This window comes from Streptomyces sp. PTY087I2 (genome assembly GCF_001687325.1).
Lineage (GTDB): Bacteria > Actinomycetota > Actinomycetes > Streptomycetales > Streptomycetaceae > Streptomyces.
This window is the reverse complement of the sequence record NZ_LZRD01000014.1, coordinates 1-18,814: the sequence shown is the minus strand read 5'-3', so window position 1 is coordinate 18,814 and position 18,814 is coordinate 1. Positions and strand designations below refer to the sequence as shown.

The 18,814-nt window shown below is 70.2% G+C and carries 13 protein-coding genes; 8 read left to right on the top strand and 5 right to left on the bottom strand.

The features are described 5' to 3' along the window. Positions 1 to 627 carry a TetR/AcrR family transcriptional regulator gene (locus tag A3Q37_RS17010; RefSeq protein ID WP_065485268.1) on the bottom strand — a complete coding sequence of 209 codons (627 nt, stop codon included), beginning with the start codon at positions 625 to 627 and terminating at the stop codon, positions 1 to 3. Positions 628 to 890: 263 nt separating this feature from the next. Here A3Q37_RS17010 and A3Q37_RS17005 point away from each other — a divergent pair, with 263 nt between their 5' ends. The 4 genes from A3Q37_RS17005 to A3Q37_RS38230 all read left to right on the top strand — a co-directional run bounded on the left by A3Q37_RS17005 (position 891) and on the right by A3Q37_RS38230 (position 9,996). Then, complete coding sequence (locus tag A3Q37_RS17005) at positions 891 to 3,080, top strand: MMPL family transporter (protein WP_065485266.1); 2,190 nt, start codon at positions 891 to 893, stop codon at positions 3,078 to 3,080. A 153-nt stretch (positions 3,081 to 3,233) separates the two neighbouring features. Continuing rightward, positions 3,234 to 5,024, top strand: a complete 1,791-nt coding sequence (locus tag A3Q37_RS17000) for an ABC transporter ATP-binding protein (protein ID WP_065485539.1) — start codon at positions 3,234 to 3,236, stop codon at positions 5,022 to 5,024. Then, positions 5,021 to 6,760: an ABC transporter ATP-binding protein gene (locus A3Q37_RS16995; protein WP_065485263.1), complete on the top strand. Its 1,740-nt coding sequence runs from the start codon at positions 5,021 to 5,023 to the stop codon at positions 6,758 to 6,760. Before A3Q37_RS17000 ends, A3Q37_RS16995 begins: the two co-directional genes overlap by 4 nt. Positions 6,761 to 7,350: 590 nt before the next feature. Further along, a complete protein-coding gene (locus A3Q37_RS38230; RefSeq protein ID WP_065485261.1) occupies positions 7,351 to 9,996 on the top strand; it encodes a helix-turn-helix transcriptional regulator in 2,646 nt (881 codons plus the stop codon). A 109-nt stretch (positions 9,997 to 10,105) separates the two neighbouring features. Here A3Q37_RS38230 and A3Q37_RS16985 read toward each other — a convergent pair whose 3' ends face one another. From A3Q37_RS16985 to A3Q37_RS16970, 4 genes are all read right to left on the bottom strand, one after another. Further along, complete coding sequence (locus A3Q37_RS16985) at positions 10,106 to 11,299, bottom strand: thioester reductase domain-containing protein (RefSeq protein ID WP_065485259.1); 1,194 nt, start codon at positions 11,297 to 11,299, stop codon at positions 10,106 to 10,108. 63 nt (positions 11,300 to 11,362) lie between these two features. Further along, on the bottom strand, positions 11,363 to 12,604 hold the full coding sequence (locus A3Q37_RS16980; RefSeq protein WP_065485257.1) for an aspartate aminotransferase family protein: 1,242 nt from the start codon (positions 12,602 to 12,604) through the stop codon (positions 11,363 to 11,365). After that, on the bottom strand, positions 12,597 to 13,034 hold the full coding sequence (locus A3Q37_RS16975) for a type II toxin-antitoxin system RatA family toxin (RefSeq protein WP_065485255.1): 438 nt from the start codon (positions 13,032 to 13,034) through the stop codon (positions 12,597 to 12,599). Before A3Q37_RS16975 ends, A3Q37_RS16980 begins: the two co-directional genes overlap by 8 nt. A 161-nt stretch (positions 13,035 to 13,195) precedes the next feature. Beyond that, on the bottom strand, positions 13,196 to 14,071 hold the full coding sequence (locus A3Q37_RS16970; RefSeq protein WP_176711437.1) for a BTAD domain-containing putative transcriptional regulator: 876 nt from the start codon (positions 14,069 to 14,071) through the stop codon (positions 13,196 to 13,198). A 345-nt stretch (positions 14,072 to 14,416) separates the two neighbouring features. Between A3Q37_RS16970 and A3Q37_RS16965 the strand changes: the two genes are divergently transcribed. The 4 genes from A3Q37_RS16965 to proC all read left to right on the top strand — a co-directional run bounded on the left by A3Q37_RS16965 (position 14,417) and on the right by proC (position 18,131). Further along, on the top strand, positions 14,417 to 15,580 hold the full coding sequence (locus A3Q37_RS16965; protein WP_079137830.1) for an FAD-dependent oxidoreductase: 1,164 nt from the start codon (positions 14,417 to 14,419) through the stop codon (positions 15,578 to 15,580). Positions 15,581 to 15,702: 122 nt separating this feature from the next. Then, the gene (locus tag A3Q37_RS16960) at positions 15,703 to 16,542 is read left to right on the top strand and encodes an ABC transporter ATP-binding protein (protein WP_065485251.1); all 840 of its coding nucleotides are present in this window, start codon (positions 15,703 to 15,705) and stop codon (positions 16,540 to 16,542) included. Beyond that, a complete protein-coding gene (locus tag A3Q37_RS16955; protein ID WP_065485249.1) occupies positions 16,539 to 17,261 on the top strand; it encodes an ABC transporter permease in 723 nt (240 codons plus the stop codon). Before A3Q37_RS16960 ends, A3Q37_RS16955 begins: the two co-directional genes overlap by 4 nt. A gap of 60 nt (positions 17,262 to 17,321) precedes the next feature. Next, positions 17,322 to 18,131 carry a pyrroline-5-carboxylate reductase gene (proC, locus tag A3Q37_RS16950; protein WP_065485247.1) on the top strand — a complete coding sequence of 270 codons (810 nt, stop codon included), beginning with the start codon at positions 17,322 to 17,324 and terminating at the stop codon, positions 18,129 to 18,131. Positions 18,132 to 18,814 lie beyond the last annotated feature (683 nt).

Sequence of the window (18,814 nt, the reverse complement as noted above, 5' to 3'; positions counted from 1 at the left end):
TCAGGCCGTGGGGGGTGCCTGGGCCGCGGAATCCGCGGCGCGGGCACACCAGCCGCTGACCACGGCGTGCAGGGTCTCCTCGTAGGCGGCCCCGATGTCGAGTCCCGGCGGGGCGTTGCCGGACAGTTCCAGGGAGACCAGTCCGTGGGCCGCGCCCCAGCAGGACAGGGCGATGACCTCGGCCGTTCCTTCCTTGAACTGTCCGGCGGCCTGGCCCCGCACCACCGCGTCCACGAGCGGCTGGATGGTCGAGCCGGCCTCGCTGCGCCGTTCGGGCGTCGGTTCGTAGTCGCCGCGGTCGGCGAAGACGATCCCGTACAGATGAGGGTTGGCGAGGGCGTACTCACGGTAGGCGATACCGAGCCGTACGACGTCGGCCGAGGGGTCGTCGGAGGAGTCGACGGTGCCCAGGCGGGCGATGAACAGCCGGACCGCCTCCTCGTACAGGCTGTCGAGCAGCCCGGCCTTGTTCCCGAACAGGGAGTAGACCGCTGTGGTGGATGTCTTCACGTCGGCAGCCAGCTTGCGCAGGCTCAGCGCGCCCGTGCCGCGGTCGAAGACCGTGGCGGCGGCGCGGTTGATGAGCTTGAGGCGAAGAGCTTCGTCATGTGTCTTGAGCCTGGCCATGACCCCAATGTAGCGCAACGGTGTTTTGAATGGATCCACGCAGGAGCTGAATCCCGAAGGGCTGACACGAGGCTGACATCGGCCCGAAAATCTTGCACAGTGTCTAACTCGCGCAAAGTACCAGGTCAGAGCGTGTGCACCCGTGCTCTCCGGCCCGGGTGGCCCGCCCGATTCGTCGTGCCGCGTATTGATAACGCTGTTACTGTCGTCGTAGCTTGGGGACTGTGACACGACGAACAGGCAAGGCGATCTAGGGAGTTCGGATGTTCGAGACGTTGGGGCGCTTCATTTACCGGGGGCGCAAACCGCTGCTGATCCTCACACTGGTGTTCGCTGTCTTCTCGGGGGTGTACGGCCTCGGCGTCTTCGGCGACATGAAGCCCGGGGGCTTCGAGGACCCGAACTCGGAGAGCCGCAAGGCGGCGCTCCTGGCCGAGGAGGCGTTCCCGCAGCGCGCGCCGGACGCGGTCGTGGTCTACCGCAGCAAGGACAGGACGGTCGACGACCCCGCCTTCCAGGAGGCGGTCGTCGGCAAGATCTCCTCGCTGCCCGAGTCCGCGGTGACCGGTGCGGCGCACTACTGGATGACCAAGATGCCCGCTCAGGTCAGCCGGGACCGGCACGCCACCTATGTGGCGATGAACCTGAAGGGCAGCGACGACAACGCCAAGGAGGCGTCGTACAAGAAGGTCAAGGACCAGCTGGACGTCGAGGGGTACGAGACCTTCCGCGGCGGCCCCGTCCCCACCGGCTTCCAGGCCGGTGAGCAGATCGGCGAGGACCTCGCCGTGGCCGAGGGCTTCTCCTTCCCGGTCCTGTTCATTCTGCTGGTCGTGGTCTTCGGCGGACTCGCCGCGGCCAGCCTCCCGCTCTTCGTGGGAGGGCTGTCCATCCTCGGCTCCATGGCGGTGCTGAGGGTCATCGCCCAGTTCACCGACGTGTCGGTGTTCGCGATGAGCCTGGTCACGATTCTGGGTCTGGCCGTGGCCATCGACTACGGCCTGCTGATCGTCAGCCGCTACCGCGAGGAGCTGGACGCCGGACACACCGGCGAGGAAGCACTCTCGCGTACGGTCGCCACCGCCGGCCGGACCGTCATGGTCTCCGGCATCACCGTGGCGGTCGCTCTGTTCGGCATGACCTTCTTCCCCTTCGCCTTCCTCAAGTCCATGGCGTACGGCGGCGTCGCGGCAGTCGTGCTCTCCGTCTTCTTCTCGATCATCGCGCTGCCCGCCGCGCTCGCGGTGATGGGCCCGAAGGTCAACGCGCTCTCCCTGCGCCGCAAGAAGAGCGCCTCGGCCCCGGCGGCGAAGGACGAGGGCCCCTGGTTCCGGCTGGCGCACGGTCTGATGCGCCGTCCCGTCGCCGTCACCGTGGTCGCCCTTGCGGTGATGCTGGCGCTCGCGGTGCCGTTCCTGCGGATCGACTTCGGCGCCAACGACGCGCGGCAGCTGCCCGACAGCGCGGAGGGCCGCCAGGTCCACAACATCATGGAGCGGGACTTCGAGGGCGACGGCGTCAAGTCCATCGACGCCCTGCTGAAGCTCCCCGGCGACGCGAAGTCCCCGGAGCAGGGTGCGGCGCTCCAGGCGTACGCCGAGCGGCTCGCGAAGGTTCCCGGGGCGAAGGACGCCCAGATCAGCGGGGCGGAAGGCACCTCGGGCCGGGTCTCCGTCAGCTTCGACGGGGTGGCGGTCTCCTCCGAGGCGCGCGACCTGGTGAACGATCTGCGTGCGGTGGAGCGGCCGGCGGGCTCCACGGTGTACTTCGGCGGGGAGACCGCGGTCTTCGACGACACGCTGGACGCGCTCGGCGACGTACTGCCGTGGATGCTCCTGTACATCGCCATCGCGACGTACATCCTGCTCTTCCTGGCCTTCGGCTCGGTGCTGCTGCCGCTCAAGGCCATCGCCATGAACCTGCTGTCCTTGTCGGCCACCTTCGGCATCCTGGTCTGGATCTTCCAGGACGGGCACCTGGCCGACCTGATCGGGTTCGACCCGACCGGCAACATCGAACCCAACATGCCGATCATGCTGTTCGCCCTGATCTTCGGCCTCTCCATGGACTACGAGGTCTTCCTCGTGTCCCGGATCCGGGAACAGTACGACCAGCTCGGCGACCCGACCGCCGCCGTGGCGACCGGCCTCCAGAGCATCGGCAAGCTGATCGTCAGCGCGGCCCTGCTGATGTGCGTGCCGCTCGCGGCGATGGCGACCAGCGGTGTGCTCACCATGACCCTGTTCGGCGTCGGCATGGTGATCGCCATCCTGCTGGACGTGGCGGTGGTCCGCATCCTGCTGGTGCCGGCCGTCATGAAGCTGATGGGGCGCGCCAGTTGGTGGGCTCCGGGTCCCCTTCAGAAGGTGTACGCGCGCTTCGGCATCAAGGAGGGCGACGCGGCGCTCGCGGAGAAGAAGCCCGCCGGGGAGCGCGTTCCCGTGGGCAGCTGAACCGACCGGCCCGCCGGGTGAAGTGCCGCCTCAACGGGGTCACTTCACCCGGCGGGGCGCGGGAATCCGGCTTTGCCCGACCGCTCGGGCCGAATGTCGGGTACATTCATCACATCCATTAGACAGCGTCTAACTGAGGTCATGGAGGACGGGATGGCCACGGAAGAGGCCGTACTGGGCGAGATCCTGCGCCCGATCAAAGGAAAGCTACGGCTGGCCGTGGCCGCTCAGACGGTCTCGGCGATCGCGGGGGTCGTCCCCTTCATCGCCATCGCCGAACTCGGCCGGGTGCTGCTGAGCGACCACGCCGACCGCTCGGACCGGGCGTGGACCATCACGGCCGTCGCCGTCGGCGCCCTGCTCGTCAGGCTCGCCTTCATGCTGGCGGCGGGAGCCCTGTCGCACTTCGCCGACAACGAACTCCAGTCGCACATCCGCCGGAGTCTGGTGGCCCGGCTGGCCCGGGTACCGCTGGGCTGGTTCTCGGAGCGCAACTCCGGCACCGTGAAGAAGGCCGTGCAGGACGACGTGGACGCGATGCACCACATGATCGCCCACTCGATCCTGGAGATGACGTCGGCGACCGTCGTCCCGGTGGTCTCGCTGGCCTACCTCTTCTGGGTCGACTGGCGGATGACGCTCGTGACGATCGCCCCGCTCGTCGTCGGGCTCGGCCTGTACAGCGTCACGATGGCGCAGATGGCCAAGCATCTGCCGGACTACGACCGGGCCATGGGGGAGATCAACGGCAGTGCCGTCGAGTTCGTCCAGGGCGTCGCCGTGGTCAAGACGTTCGGCCAGACCCACCGGGCGCATCAGAAGTTCCGGGACGCGGCGGACGACTTCGCCGCCTTCTTCCTGTCCTGGGTCCGTTCCACCGTCCGTTCCAAGGCGGTCGCGGAGATGGTCCTCTCGCCCATCGCCGTCCTGCTGGCGGTCGTCACCGGAGGCGCCTTCCTCGTCACGGGAGGCGGGCTCGCCGGCGTGGACCTGCTGCCGTTCGCCCTGCTGGGCGTCGGCCTCACCGCCCCGGTGCTCGCGCTCTTCTACGCCAGTTACGAACTCCGGTTCGCCAAAGCGGCCGCGGCACGGGTCGGCGACGTACTGCACGCCGAGGAACTGCCCGTGGCCCGGGAGCCGCTCAGCCCCTCCGGCAACCACGTCAGCTACCAGGGCGTGAGGTTCAGCTACGACGGGGAGAAGGAAGCCCTCTCCGGCATCGACCTCGATCTCGCCCCCGGCACGGTCACCGCGCTGGTGGGCCCCTCCGGATCCGGCAAGAGCACCCTGGCCACCCTGCTGCCGAGGTTCGGCGACGTGACCGGCGGGAGCATCACCATCGGCGGCGTGGACATCCGCGACATCGCGCTGGACGACCTGTACCGCAGGGTCGCCTTCGTCTTCCAGGACGTCCGGCTCACCCAGACCTCGGTGGCCGACAACATCCGCATGGCCCGGCCCGACGCGAGCCGGGAGGACGTGATCGCCGCGGCCCGTGCCGCCTGCGTCCACGACGTGATCGAGGCGCTGCCCCGCGGATACGACTCGGTGGTCGGCGAGGACGCCCGGTTCTCCGGCGGGCAGGCCCAGCGGGTCTCCATCGCCCGTGCGGTGCTCGCGGACACCCCGATCATCGTCCTGGACGAGGCGGCCGCCTACGCGGACCCCCAGTCCGAGGCGGAGGTGCAGGAAGCCCTGTCCGGGCTGACCCGGGGCAAGATCGTCCTGATGATCGCGCACCGGCTCTCCACCGTCGTCGAGGCGGACCGGATCGTGGTCCTGGAGAACGGGGAGCTCATCGAGTCGGGCACGCACGCCGAACTCGTGGCCCGCGAAGGCCGGTACGCCCGGATGTGGCACGCGCACGAACGCAGCACGGTCTGGCAGCCGCGCCGGAGCGATCCGGACCCGGCCGCCGCTCGAACGGGAGGAACCCGCCGATGATCAGCCAACTGCTCAAGCTGGTGGGACCGGAGCACAACCGGCCCATCCGCAGGATGATCGCCGCGCTGGTCGTCTGCGCGGTTCTCCAGGGCATCGCCTTCGCCCTGCTCGTACCCATCCTCGAAGCACTGCTCGGCTCGGATCCGGACTCCGTCTGGCCGTGGCTGTGGACGCTGCTCGGGGTGTCCGCCCTCTACTGCATCGCCTACTACGACTCCCTGCGTACCGGCTTCGACGCCGGCGCCACCCTGTCGCGGATGCTGCACAACCGCATCGGCGACCAGGTGGCCTCGCTGCCGCTCGGCTGGTTCGGGCCCGAGCGCGTGGGCCGGCTCGGGCAGCTCGCCACCAAGAGCGTCATGGATGTGATGGGCGTACCGGCCCACCTGCTGAGGCCGCTGGTCACCAGCTTCGTCACCCCCGCCACCGTCGTCGTCATCATGTACTTCTTCGACTGGCGGCTCGCCCTCGCGGCGACGCTCACGGTGCCGCTGATCGTCGTGGTCTACCGCTGGAGCGCCGGTCTCACCCGCTCCGCGGACGAAGCCCGCTACGCCGCCCGGGCGGTCACCGGCGGAAAGGTCGTCGAGTTCGCTCAACTCCAGCCGGTGTTGCGGGTGTTCGGGCGTAACGCGGAGGGTTCCGGCGGCCAGGGGCTGGACGCCGCGCTGGAGACGCAGCACGAGGCGTCCCGGCGGGTGCTGATGACCGGGGTTCCCGGGCTGGTCAGCTTTGCCCTGGTGGTCCAGGCCGCGTTCACGGTGATCCTGGTGACCGGCACCTACCTGGCGCTGGACGGCGGGCTGGACGTCGCCAAGCTGCTGGCGATCCTGGTGCTCGCGGCGCGCTTCACCGAGCCGATCGCGGAGGCCGCGGTCCTGGGATCCACCCTGCGCACCGCGCGGGCGGCCCTCGACCGGATCGCCGAGCTGCTGGCCGAGCCCCGGCTGCCGCAGACCGCCCATCCGCTCACGCCGCGGGGCCACGACATCGAGTTCGAGGACGTGGACTTCGGCTACGACGGCAGCCAGGTGCTGTCGGGGGTGTCGCTGAAGCTTCCGGAAGGCACGATGACGGCCCTGGTCGGGCCGTCCGGCTCGGGCAAGACCACGGTCAGCAAGCTGATCCCCCGGTTCTGGGACGTGGACGGCGGCGTCGTGCGGATGGGCGGGGTGGACGTCCGGGAGATCGACCCGGAGGTGTTGATGTCGAAGATCTCCGTGGTCTTCCAGGACGTCTACCTCTTCGAGGGAACGATCCTGGAGAACATCCGGCTGGGCCGCCCCGGGGCCGGCGACGAAGAGGTCCGCGAGGCGGGCCGGCTCGCCCGGGTCGAGGAGATCGCGCTCCGGCTGCCGCTGGGCTGGGACACCAAGGTCGGCGAAGGCGGAGCGCTGCTCTCCGGCGGTGAGCGCCAGCGGGTCTCCATCGCCCGGGCGATCCTGAAGAACGCGCCGGTGGTGCTGCTGGACGAGGCGACCGCGTCGCTCGACCCGGAGAACGAGCGGGCGGTGCAGGAGGCGCTGGGCCACCTGACGGAGGGGCGGACGCTCCTGGTCATCGCGCACCGGTTGCAGACCGTGGCGGCGGCCGACCAGATCCTGCTGCTGGACGACGGACGGATCGTGGAACACGGCACCCACGACGACCTCATGGCACGCGAAGGCCGGTACGCGTTCTTCTGGGCGCAGCGCAGCCGCGCCCGGCGCTGGCGGCTGGCCGCCCGGCCGGCCTGACGGCCGGGCCCCGAACCCCTCGCCCCCGGTCGCCCTCCGGCACCGGGGGCGAGTGTTCTCCGAGGGCCCGGCGCGACATCCGTTCTGGCATATGACCATGAGAGACAAGGGGCGGGAAGTTTCCGGTAACAGCCCGCCGGGACGAAGTAAGAATTGCCGGTCGGTATTGCCTGTCCGAGTTCCCTCCGGCGGTCGGCAGCCTGTTTATCAGGCAACTTGAGATCTCGTGACCCTGCCAGTTTGCTGTCAGCTCCACTTTCAAGGTGCCGGTCTATACTTGACCGAATCCGTTAGTTCCGATGGTCAGATTTTGACCGTGAAGTTGCTTGGCTTGAAGCTGCGGACAAGGTCTTCTCGGCCATGTCCGGGCAACGTGTAATGCAGCGTTTACGCGGCAGACACAGGGGGCAGGCCAAGGGGCTTCGGGGCGTTTATCTGAGAGTGCTGACATTCTTCCTGCGGGGGCATGCATCCAGATGTCAACAGAAGTTCTCTTCTCATGGCCGATAACTGGTAGACAGGCCGAGCTCAAAGATGTAGAGCGTGCTCTTGAGCGCGGCGGCGGAGCGCTTCTGGTGGGCGGAACGGGAGTGGGGAAAAGCCTCCTTCTCGCCACTGCCCTGGAGCGGGCCGCCGACATCGGCCGTACCGTCCTTTCCGTCGGAATCGCGAGCTGGAGCAGCGGCGCCCGCGCGAAGGGATACGGATCACTCGGCGAATGCCTCGCCTCGATCGAACCCGCGCACCTGAGCGGCTCGGCGGCCGACCGCCCACTCGTCGGCATCGACGACGCCCACCTCGTCGACGACGCGTCCGGCCACCAGCTCCACCGGCTGGTGGCGGCGGGCCGCATCAGCGTGCTCGCCACCAGCCGCAAGGACGTTCACACGCCCGCCGGAATCGACAAGCTCTGGGTGGACCGCCTCATCGACCACGTCGAGGTGGCCCCGTTCGACCGTGCGCAGCTCCGGGACGTCCTGCACGCCCGGCTCGGCGGCCACACGGACGCGGCCACCCTGGAGCGCCTGTGGTCCGCCACGCACGGCAACGCGCTGGTGCTGCGGGAACTCGTCGACCACGCCGTCGAGAAGAAGTCGCTGCGCTGCGTCGACGGGGTCTGGTTGTGGGAAGGGCTCACCCATCCCCCCAGCCGCCGGCTGTCCGAACTCATCCGCCTCGGACTGCGCGACCTCAGCCTCGAAGAGCGCGAACTGGTCCATACGCTGGCCGTCGCCGAGCCACTGGAGATGGACATCGTCGCGGCGTCCGGACTCGCACACGCGGCGGAGTCGCTGGATCTGCGCGGCATCGTGGCCGTCCGCTACAACGGTACGCGCGTAGAACTGCGACTGGCCGTTCCGCTCAGCCGGGTGGTGGTCGCCTCCCGGATGTCCGACCTCACCGCGCAACGGCTCCGCCGGCAGGTGGCGGACGCGATGGAGCGCATGGGGGCGCGGCTCCCCGAGGACATCCTGCGCATCGTCTCGCTGCGGATCGAGGCCGGGCTGCTGCCGGAGCGCGAGCAGCTGCTCGTCGCCGCACGCACCGCGGTCCGGCAGCGGATGCACGAACTCGCCGAGCGACTCTGCCTGCTCGCCCTGCGCGTCACCGGCCAGGAAAAGCCGCCGCCGCACAGCACCCCCGTCTCCGACTTCGGTGAGGGCCCGGAGGCCGTGTGCCGCATGGTGGCGCACGCGATCCAAGGCTCGGACGCTCCCAGAGAATCCCTCCGTGCCGCACTGCTCCTCGGGGAGGTCTTCATCGGCAAGGGGCGGCACGAGGAGGCCGAAGCGGTCTTCGACACGGCCCTGAGCGCCGCGGTGGACATACCCCAGACGGAATACGTCGCCGCCGTCCACGCCCGCGTGGTCAACCTGGCCTGGCGGCTGCGGCGGGTCAAGGACGCCGGTGCGGTGCTGGACCGTGCCGTCGCCGCTGTCGGGCCGGGGCAGGCGGGAGTGCTGCACGGCAGCCGCGCCCTGATCGCCGTGATGTCCGACCGGCTGCGCGACGCCGTCGAGATCGGTGAAGCCGTCCTGCGGGCGGGGGACGCCCAACAGGCCGTCACCCAGGCCCTGGTCCCGGTGATGGCGCTCGCCCGGTCCGAACTCGGCGACGCGGCAGGCGCGCTGGAACTGATCGGCCGCCACCGGGGCCCCTCCTCCGACGGGGACGGTGAGGCGGCGGCCCTGCTGGTCGCCCTCGCGGCCCGGTGCCTGTGGCACACGGGCAACCTCAGGGAGGCCGAGGACGTGTTGGACACGGCGCGCCGCTACGACGACGCCGACCGCTGGCCGGTGCTGCTCCAGACCGTTCTGGCCCGCGCCCGGCTGCTGCGGCTCCGCGGCGAGCCCCAGCGGGCGGTGGCACAGTTGCGTCAGGCGGTGGCCCTGGACACCGGCCACGAATGGCCGGTCACCCGCGCGTGGACGCTCGCCCAGCTGGGCGGCGCACTGGCCGAGTCGGGGCAGCAGGCGGAGGCGCTCCGCGCGCTGGTCGAAGCCCGTACCGTACAGCGCGAAGCCGTCTCCCACCCGATCGCCGACGACGAGATCGCCTACGACCGGGCCCTGATCCTCGCCCACACCGGCGACTACTCCGGAGCCGCCTCCGCCGCCCTCGACCTCGCCGACCGCGCGGAGGCCGGAGGACGTACGCCCACCGCCCTGGCGGCCCTGCACCTGGTCGCCCGGGTCAAGGAGAACGCCTCCTACCGCTTCCGCTCCCGGGCCCGGCAGTTCGCCGCCCGGTGCGGCGGCGCCACCGCCCGCGTGATGTCCGATCACATCCAGGCGCTGGCGGAGGCCGACGGGAACGCACTCACCAAGGTCTCCCGGCAGTTCGGGGAGATGGGCGCCCTGCCGCTCGCCGCCGAGGCGGCGGCCCAGGCCGCCCGCGCCCACCGGGCCGCCGGACAGCGCCGCAAGGGCCGGGAGGCATGGGCCACCTGCGAGGACCTGCTCCGCGGCGGTACGTTCTCCCCTCCGCCCTGGATCGTGAACGAGAACCGCGGCGACATGGCCCCGCTCACCCCGCGCGAACGGGAAGTGGCCGCGCTCGCCGCCACGGGGATGTCCAACCGCGACATAGCGCTCCGGCTGGTCGTGTCGGTGCGGACGGTCGAGAACCACTTGCACCGCATCTACCACAAGCTGGGCATCACGGAGCGTCAGGCACTGCACCGCTCCCAGGGACAGGAGGCGCCGATGCGCGGCGTCAGGCTGCCGGCCGGGTGACCGCCCCGGAGGCGTCGAGGCCTCCGGGGCGGCGGGCGAAGGGCGGTGGCCGACGAGGATTTCCGTCGGCCACCGCCCTTCGGCCCGTCCCGGCTCCCGGCTCGGGCCGTCAGCCCGCCCCGGCGGTGGCCGCCACCGGTTCGGGCAGCGTGCCCTGGCGGACGAAGTAGGAGACATAGGTGGCGAACAACGCCTCGTCGATCTCCGGGCGGACGACTCCGGAGCCGCTCAGGAAAGCGCGTGTGGCCTCGTCGGAGAACTCGGCCGCCTCGAACCTCTCCAGGTCCACGATCAGGCGCATGAGGGGAAACATCGAGTTCTGCACATCGGCCGAGACCGCCTTCATCCACTTCAGGATGCTGACCTCCCTGATCTCGTACCCCGCGCCGCGGACGAGTTCGAGGATCCGGTCCGAATCCAGCGAACGCGCGCTCACCTGGTGAAACACCTGCCCGGTCGACCGGGCGTCGCGGGAGGCGGCGACCAGCGCGGCGCTGACGTAGTCGACCGGCACCATGTTCATGTCCAGCCCGAACCGCCGCGGATACACGCCCGCCTGGATCGACCCCTTGATGAACCGCCACACGAAGTCGTTCGGCTGGCAGGCCCCGGTGGTCGAATCGCCCCACACCTGCCCCGGCCGGTGGACGGTCACCGGCACCCCGCGGCGGTGGGCCTCCTGCACCAACTGCTCGGCCACCCACTTGCTCTTGGTGTATCCGAGGGACAGGGACTCGGGGGGCCCGGTCGGGTCCGACTCCTTCCGGGGGGTCTCGTGCTCCTTGGGCTCGAAGATGCCGGTCGTCGAGACGTGGTGCAGGGTGGCGCCGGAGGCGCACGCCAGCCGCAGGACCTCATGGGTCGCGTCCACCGTCGGCTTCCGCAGCCACTTGTAGAGGGTGAGGAAGTTGACCTTGGCCGCGGAGTGGTAGATCGCGCCGATGCGCGCGGCCAGCTCCGCGTACACCGCCTCCTCCATGCCGAGCCGGGGGCGTGTGACGTCCCCGGTCACGACCCGGACGCGAGAGAGGTCCACCTGGTCCAGCACCTCGTAGCCGCCGAGCGTCTTGCGCAGCCGCGCGAGACCCGCCTCGGCGTCGGCGGCCCGTACCAGGCAGTGCACGGTCAGTCCGCGCGCCAGCAGGTCCTTCAGCAGAAAGCTCCCGAGGAATCCGGTGGCGCCGGTGAGCAGCACCTCGGAGACCGTGACCGGGTCCTTCGCCTCGAAACCGGTGATGTCGTCGGCGAGCACGACATCCTCCGCGAACTCCTCGGCGATTCCCGCATACGTGGGCGGAGTCATCAGTCTTCTTCGTTCCTTTCCCGGGACCCGGTCCCCGGATCCGTACGACGTCGGAGAGCGGTCTCAGCCGCCGGTGGCCTGGGCTATCGCCCCGCTGAGCAGTGACAGGGCCTCTTTCACGTCTTCGTCCGACGCGATGATCGGAGGCAGCAGCCGCAGCGTGGTCGGACGGCTGATGCAGGGGGAGATGACGAGACCGCTGCCGGCCAGGGCCGCCAGCACGTTGCCGGAGATCTCGGCCGTGGTGAAGTCGATGCCCCACAGCAGTCCCCGGCCGCGTGTCCCGGCCACCACGTCGGCATGGCGGTCCTCGATCTCGGCCAGACCGGCGGACAGCGCCGCGGCGATCCGCTCGCCGTTCCCGGTGTGCTCCTCGATGGCGGCCAGCGCCGTGGGGATCACGCCCGTACCCAGGGGGTGGCCACTGAACGTCGCGGTGTGCAGCATCGGGTCGGCCAGCAGCGGTGCGAACAGCCGGTCGTTGCCGACAGCCGCCGACACCGGCACCACTCCGCCGCCGAGCGGCTTGCCGAGCAGGACGGCGTCCACCGGCAGACCGGCCTCCAGCGACGGCGACCGTGCGCCGCAGCGCCGCAGCCCCACCTGGATCTCGTCCGACACGATGAACGCGCCGTGTTCCCGGGCGTCCTGGCACCAGCGCGCCAGAACGGCCTCGTCCAGGATCCGCACGCCGTTCTCGGCCTGCACCGGCTCGAAGAAGACGGCCGCGACGTCCCTCTCGGCGATGACCCGGGCCACCGCCGCGGGGTCGTCGGGCGAGACATGCACGACGTCCCGCAGCAACGGCTCCAGTCCGGTGCGGAACCTGTCGTTGTGGGTCAGCGAGAGCGCCCCGAGGGTCTTTCCGTGGAACGCGCCCTCGACGGCCACGACCGTGGTGCGGCCGGTCGCCAGCCGGGCGAGCTTCAACGCGACCTCCACGGCGTCGGCGCCGCCGCACCCGAAGTAGACCCGGTTGAGCGTTCCGCCCAGGTACTCGGTCAGCTTCTCCGCGGCCAGCGGGGCCGCCGGGTTCTGCACCGTCCGGGTGGAGGTGGGCAGGACGTCCAACTGCGCCCGTACCGCGTCGACGACAGCCGGGTTGCGGTGCCCGAGCAGAGCCACGGCGTACGAGCCGAAGTCCAGCACGGAACGGCCGTCCGACAACGTCATCCGACAGCCGTCCGAGGAGGCCTCGACGGCGCCCTGCCCGCTGAACTTCCCGGCCACCGAAAGAGCGGGGGAGAAGTGCTTCTTCACTCGTCGGAAGGTTGCCTTGGCATCGTCCGCACGAAGTTCATTCATGGATTTCCCCCTGGACGCTCTGGCCGATGATGTCCCGCTGGTAGCCCTCAAGCGCCTTGGCCACTGCGGGGTGAATCATTTCGGCGACCATCGGCAGGCCGATGTCGAATTCCACCTTCAATTCGAGACCGGTCCCCTCCGCATCCTCAACGACCTGCCAGTACCCTTCGTAGAGCGCGAGATCGCCCTCCACCTGCCGAAACTCGACCCGCCGCCGCTCGGCATCGATGACGTCCTCCTGCTCCCACTCCATCTCGGAGCCCTTGAGCTCGACGATCCAGCTGCTTTCGCGGACGCCGTCCTTCTCGCCGGTTATCTCGACCTCGTTGACGCCTCCCATGTACGAGGGGAACGCCTCGATGTCCAACAGCGCCTTCCACAGCTGATCAGGGCTTCCGGCGCCCCGATGAGTCTCATGCAGTACGGCCACGGGAATTTCCTCTCCGCTATTCACGCGATTCTTCGGCGATCCGCATTTTAGGAGCGCCAACCGTCCGATCAGCCGGTCGCGAGGGCATACCTGACACGTCATTGACAGCCTGACGAGAGGCCCGCGGACCGAACACCGGCGGGCCCGGATGCCGGTGCCCCTCAGGCGGAGTCCCGCCGCTGGGCCGCACCTCCCCGCTCCACCAAGGCGGTCAGCCGGTCCAGGTCGGCCCGCATCGAACGCTGCTCGGCGGACAGCTGCTCCACCCGGCGGCGCAGCCGCACCAGTTCCAGGTCGTCCCCCTCCTCGCGCGGGTGCGCGTGGTCCCCGACGCCTTCCTCCTCGGCGTGCTCCAGCGCCCAGGGGCCACCCCGGCCATGACCGGCCTCGTATATCTGCCGTACGGCGGAACCGAGCGCGCCCCGGTCGCCCTCCGGAGCGCGCAGCCTCCGGACGGTCGGCGCACCGCCCTGCTGGAGCGCGACCGCCAACTGCTCGCGGAAGCGGTCCCGCTGAGGATGCAGGGAAACCAGTTCCTCCAGCCGGCCGACCACCTGGCGGTGCCGCCCGAGCCGGATGGAGGCCTCGCACAGGTCCTCCACGGCCAGCAGGCGCTCCTCCTCCAGCCGGGCCGCGACTCCCGCGCACAGCGGACCGTGCGAACCGCCGTCCAGCGCCGGTCCGCGCCACAGCCCGAGCGCCCTGCGCAGCAGGGCGGCGGCGGCCTCCGCGTCCGTCGCCAGCTGCCGTCGCGCCCGCGTCGTCTGCAACCGGAACTGCACGCTGTCGAGCTCCTCGGGCCGAGCCTGGAGCAGATAGCCGGAGCCGCGCGCGATGAGGCGGGGAGTGTTCGCCCGCGGGGGTTCCGCCTCGATCAGCTGCTGGCGCAACCGTGAGACGTGCGCCTGAAGGGCGTTGATCGCCTTGTCGGGGGCGTTGCGCCCCCACAGTTCGTTGATCAGTGTGTCCGTGGGAACCACGGAGTCCATACGCACCAGGAGCACGCCGAGCAGCACACGCTGCTTTGGGCTGTTCAACGGAATGCTCCGCCGCCTGACATCGTCGTAGATCTCAGGGGCACCCAGTACACGGAACTGCATCACAGCCTCCACCGGTCCGCGCGGCCTGCACGGTGCCGCATCACCGAGGCCATCACGTCCTCGTGGTCCGCATCGTGAGTACCCAGGTACTCAAACCCCGGTCTTCTCCGCGCGCCGCGCCGCGCCGCTCCTCGCTCCCGCCCGCCCAATGCCTCCGGGGGCGGCGGGCGGTACGGCAACGGGTTCCGGAAGCTGAGTACCGGTTACTCACGCCCCGAACGGCGAGACGGTGATGGTCTGCATCCCAGGCACCGTGGACAGCAGGGACAGGAGTATCAGGACATGACTCGGTGGGATGCGGAGGCGGCCGTCGTCGGACTCGGTGCGTGGGGGGCCTCCGCTCTGTGGCGCCTGGCCGCCCGGGGCGTCGACGTCCTCGGCTTCGACCAGACCGCCGTGGGCCGGGGCGGAGACTCGCGGCAGGCAGGCTCCACCATGTTCCGGCTCAGCTGCTCCGAGCAGCCGGGACTCGTCGCGCTGGCCCGCCGTTCACGGGAACTGTGGGCGGAACTGGAGGACACCGCGCGCACGCAGCTGTTCGTCCCCTCCGGTGGACTCGTGGTCGGCCCGCAGGACGGCCCGACGGCAGGCGGCGCCCTGCGGACGGCACGCGATCACGACATCGATGTCCGTACCTTCTCCGCCCGGGCGCTCCGCTTCCAGTACCCGCGCCACACCGGGGTCCCCGACCACCACATCGGCGTGTGGGAGCCGTCCGCCGGACTGCTCCGTCCGGAGGCCGCTGTCCACGCCGCGGTCTCCGCCGCCCGGGCAGCGGGAGCCCGGGTCTTCGAGTACAGCCGCATCACGGCGATCGACTTCGTCCCCGGCGGCGTCGTGCTGCGCTCGGCCCAGCGGGACATCCGGGTACGGCAGGTCGTGGTGACAGCCGGCCCCTGGCTGTCGTCGCTGGTCCCCGACGTCGCGCTGGAGACGTACCGCGCGCCGGTCACCTGGTTCCGCCCGCTCGAACCGGACGCGGGCTTCTCCTCGGAGGAGTTCCCCGTCTTCGTCCGCGAGTTCGACGACGGCCGGGTCCTGCACGGCAGCGGGTCCGAGGGTGACCAGGACATCAGGCTGAGCCTGGAGGACCACGGGACGGCTGCCAAGCCGACGGACCCCGACGACGTCGACCCGGCCGTCCGGTACGAGGACTGGTCCGCCCTCGCGAAACTGCTTCCCGCGAAGCTGCCGGGACTGCGCCGGCTGCCCGCCCGGGCCGCGGCGTCCTGGACGACCCGCACTCCGGACGCGCCTTTCGTTCTCGGCACTCCGGACGGCGACTCCCGTCTGATGGTCGCGGGCGGGAGCGGCGCCCGAGGGCTCCAGCACTCCACCGGGATCGGCGACGCCCTCGCGGATCTCCTCCTCGGGGCCGGGACCGGGGACGGCCCGGACGTCGTCGCGAGGGGGTGGCCCTCGCTGAGCACAGCGGTACGCGGCTGAGCCCCGCGGTACGCAGCACGACCCCGCCCGGCCTCCCACACGGGGGACGCCCCTGGCCGGACGGGGGGATCGGTGTGCCCTCCTTCTTGACGGGCAGTCCTGTCGGGCGAATAATTCATCGCATGATGAATTACGAACCGGGGGCGGCACCGGCCACCCCCACGACGCACCCCGCCCCGGGCGCACCCCCGCCACCGACCTCGGCGATCGCGGCCCGCGGCCTCACCGTCGTCCGAGGCGCCCGCACCGTCCTGCGCGCCCTCGACTTCACCGTCCCCTCCGGCAGCATCACCGGCCTCCTCGGCCCCTCGGGCTGCGGCAAGACCACCCTCATGCGGGCGGTGGTCGGCACCCAGGCCAAGGTCACCGGCGTCCTCGACGTCCTGGGCCACCCCGCCGGAGACCCGGCCCTGCGCCCCCGCATCGGCTACGTCACCCAGGCGCCCTCCGTCTACACCGACCTCACCGTCCGCCAGAACCTCGACTACTTCGCCGCCGTCCTGCACCCGGGCCGCGCCCACCGCGACGCCCGCCGCGAGGCCGTCACCCGCGCCATCGACGACGTCGACCTGACCACCCACGCGGACGCCCTCGCCGGTGCGCTCTCCGGCGGCCAGCGCAGCCGCGTCTCGCTGGCCGTCGCGCTCCTCGGCACCCCTGACCTGCTGGTCCTGGACGAACCGACCGTCGGGCTCGACCCCGTACTCCGCCGGGACCTCTGGAACCTCTTCCACCGCCTGGCCGACCGCGGCACCACGATCCTCGTCTCGTCCCATGTCATGGACGAGGCCGAACGCTGCCACCGCCTGCTCCTGATGCGCGACGGCCGGATCCTCGCCGAGGACACCCCCGACGCCCTCCGCGACCGCACCGGCACGGCCACCGTCGAGGAGGCGTTCCTCCACCTGGTAGACGCGGACCGGGCCGCCGCACCCCTCACCACCGAGGAGGCCCCCCGATGACCGCCACCGCGGGCCGCGTCCTGCGCCAGCTGACCCACGACCCCCGCACGATCGCGCTCCTGGTGATCGTCCCGGTCCTGCTGATCACCCTGCTCCGTTACGTCTTCGACGGCGCACCCGGCACCTTCGACGCCACCGGAGCCTCGCTCCTCGGCATCTTCCCGCTCATCACGATGTTCCTGGTGACCTCGATCGCCACCCTGCGCGAACGCACCACGGGCACCCTCGAACGCCTCCTCGCCCTCCCGCTCGGCAAGGGCGGCCTGATCGGCGGGTACGCCCTCGCGTTCGGCGCGGTCGCGGTCGTCCAGTCGGCGCTCGCCACGGCCGTATCCGTCTGGCTGCTGGGCCTGGACGTCGTCGGCTCACCCTGGCTGCTGCTCCTGGTCGCCCTCCTCGACGCCCTGCTCGGCACCGCGCTCGGCCTGTTCGTCTCCGCGTTCGCCGCCTCCGAGTTCCAGGCGGTCCAGTTCATGCCGGCGGTGATCTTCCCCCAGCTCCTGCTGTGCGGCCTGTTCACCCCGCGCGACGCGATGCACCCGGCCCTGGAGGCGATCTCGAACGTCCTGCCCATGTCGTACGCCGTCGACGGCATGAACCAGGTCCTCCACCACCCCGAGATCACCGGCGACTTCGTCCGCGACATCGCCGTGGTCGCGGGCAGCGCCCTGCTGGTCCTCTGCCTCGGCGCGATCACCCTCCGCCGCCGTACGCCGTGAACAGCCCGATGCGAGGATGACGGGAAGCGCACAGCCCAGCACCGCCCGGAGGGTGAACACATGACCCAGACAGTCGCAGTCCTCGGCACCGGCAAGATCGGCGAGGCCCTGCTCAGCGGGATGATCCGGGCGGGCTGGCGACCGTCCGACATCCTGGTGACCACCCGCCGCAGCGACCGGGCCCAGGAACTGCACACGCGGTACGGGGTCGAGTCCGTCACCAACGCGGAGGCGGCCAAGAACGCCGACATCCTCATCCTCGCGGTCAAGCCGCAGGACATGGGCAAGCTCCTGGACGAACTCGCCCCGCACGTCACCGCCGACCGCCTGGTCATCAGCGCGGCCGCCGGCATCACCACCACGTTCATCGAGGATCGGCTCACCCCGGACACCCCCGTCGTCCGGGTCATGCCCAACACCCCGGTCCTCGTCGACGAGGGCATGTCCGTCATCTCGGCCGGCAGCCACGCCACCGGCGCGCACCTCGCCACCGCCGAGGAGATCTTCGGCGGCGTCGGCAAGACCCTGCGCGTCCCGGAGTCCCAGCAGGACGCGGCCACCGCCCTCTCCGGCTCCGGCCCCGCCTACTTCTACTTCCTGGTGGAGGCCATGACCGACGCGGGCATCCTGCTCGGCCTGCCCCGCGCCCAGGCCCATGACCTCATCGTCCAGGCCGCCATCGGCGCAGCCGTCATGCTCCGGGACAGCGGCGAACACCCGGTCAAGCTCCGCGAGGCCGTCACCAGCCCCGCCGGCACCACGATCAGCGCGATCCGCGAGCTGGAGAACCACGGGGTGCGCGCGGCCCTCATCGCCGCCCTGGAGGCGGCCCGCGACCGCAGCCGCGAACTGGCCTCCGGCAACGGCTGACCCACGGCCCCCGCCGGGGGTTGACACGCCCCCGGCAGGTCCGTAGTGTGCTCCGAGTTGTCCGACGTGAGCGCCGACCCCGGTCGGTCCCCGGACAGCCATTCCGCAGTAACCACGAGAAGACACGCGACATCATGTCGCATGCCTTTTCGTGCGCCTGCGCGAAATGAGGAATCCGCGTTCGAAGGAACGCCCTCGATTAGCGTCGGGGCCCAGGACTCCGCTAAAGTCTCACTCGTCGGAACGGCCCAACAGCCGTGAGGACAAGCCCTGCTGACTGGGAATCAGGCCCGAAAGGATCTGATAGAGTCGGACTCGCCGGAAAGGGAAACCGCGAAAGCGGAGAACCTGGAAAGCGAAACTGCACGGCCCGCTTCGACCGGGAATCGGACACGAAAGAGTCTGATAGAGTCGGAAACGCAAGACAGCAGGACAAAGAAGTGAAACGAAGGGAAGCGCCCGGAGGGCCCCGGTGATACGGGACCGAAGGAAGCGTCCGTTCCTTGAGAACTCAACAGCGTGCCAAAAGTCAACGCCAGATATGTTGATACCCCGTCTCCAGCATCACGCTGGGACGTGGTTCCTTTTGAAATACACAGCGAGGACGCTGTGAACAACGGGTCTTATTCCGACCGGTTGTTCCGCTCTCGTGTGTGTGCACCCGATTACGGGTAAACATTCAC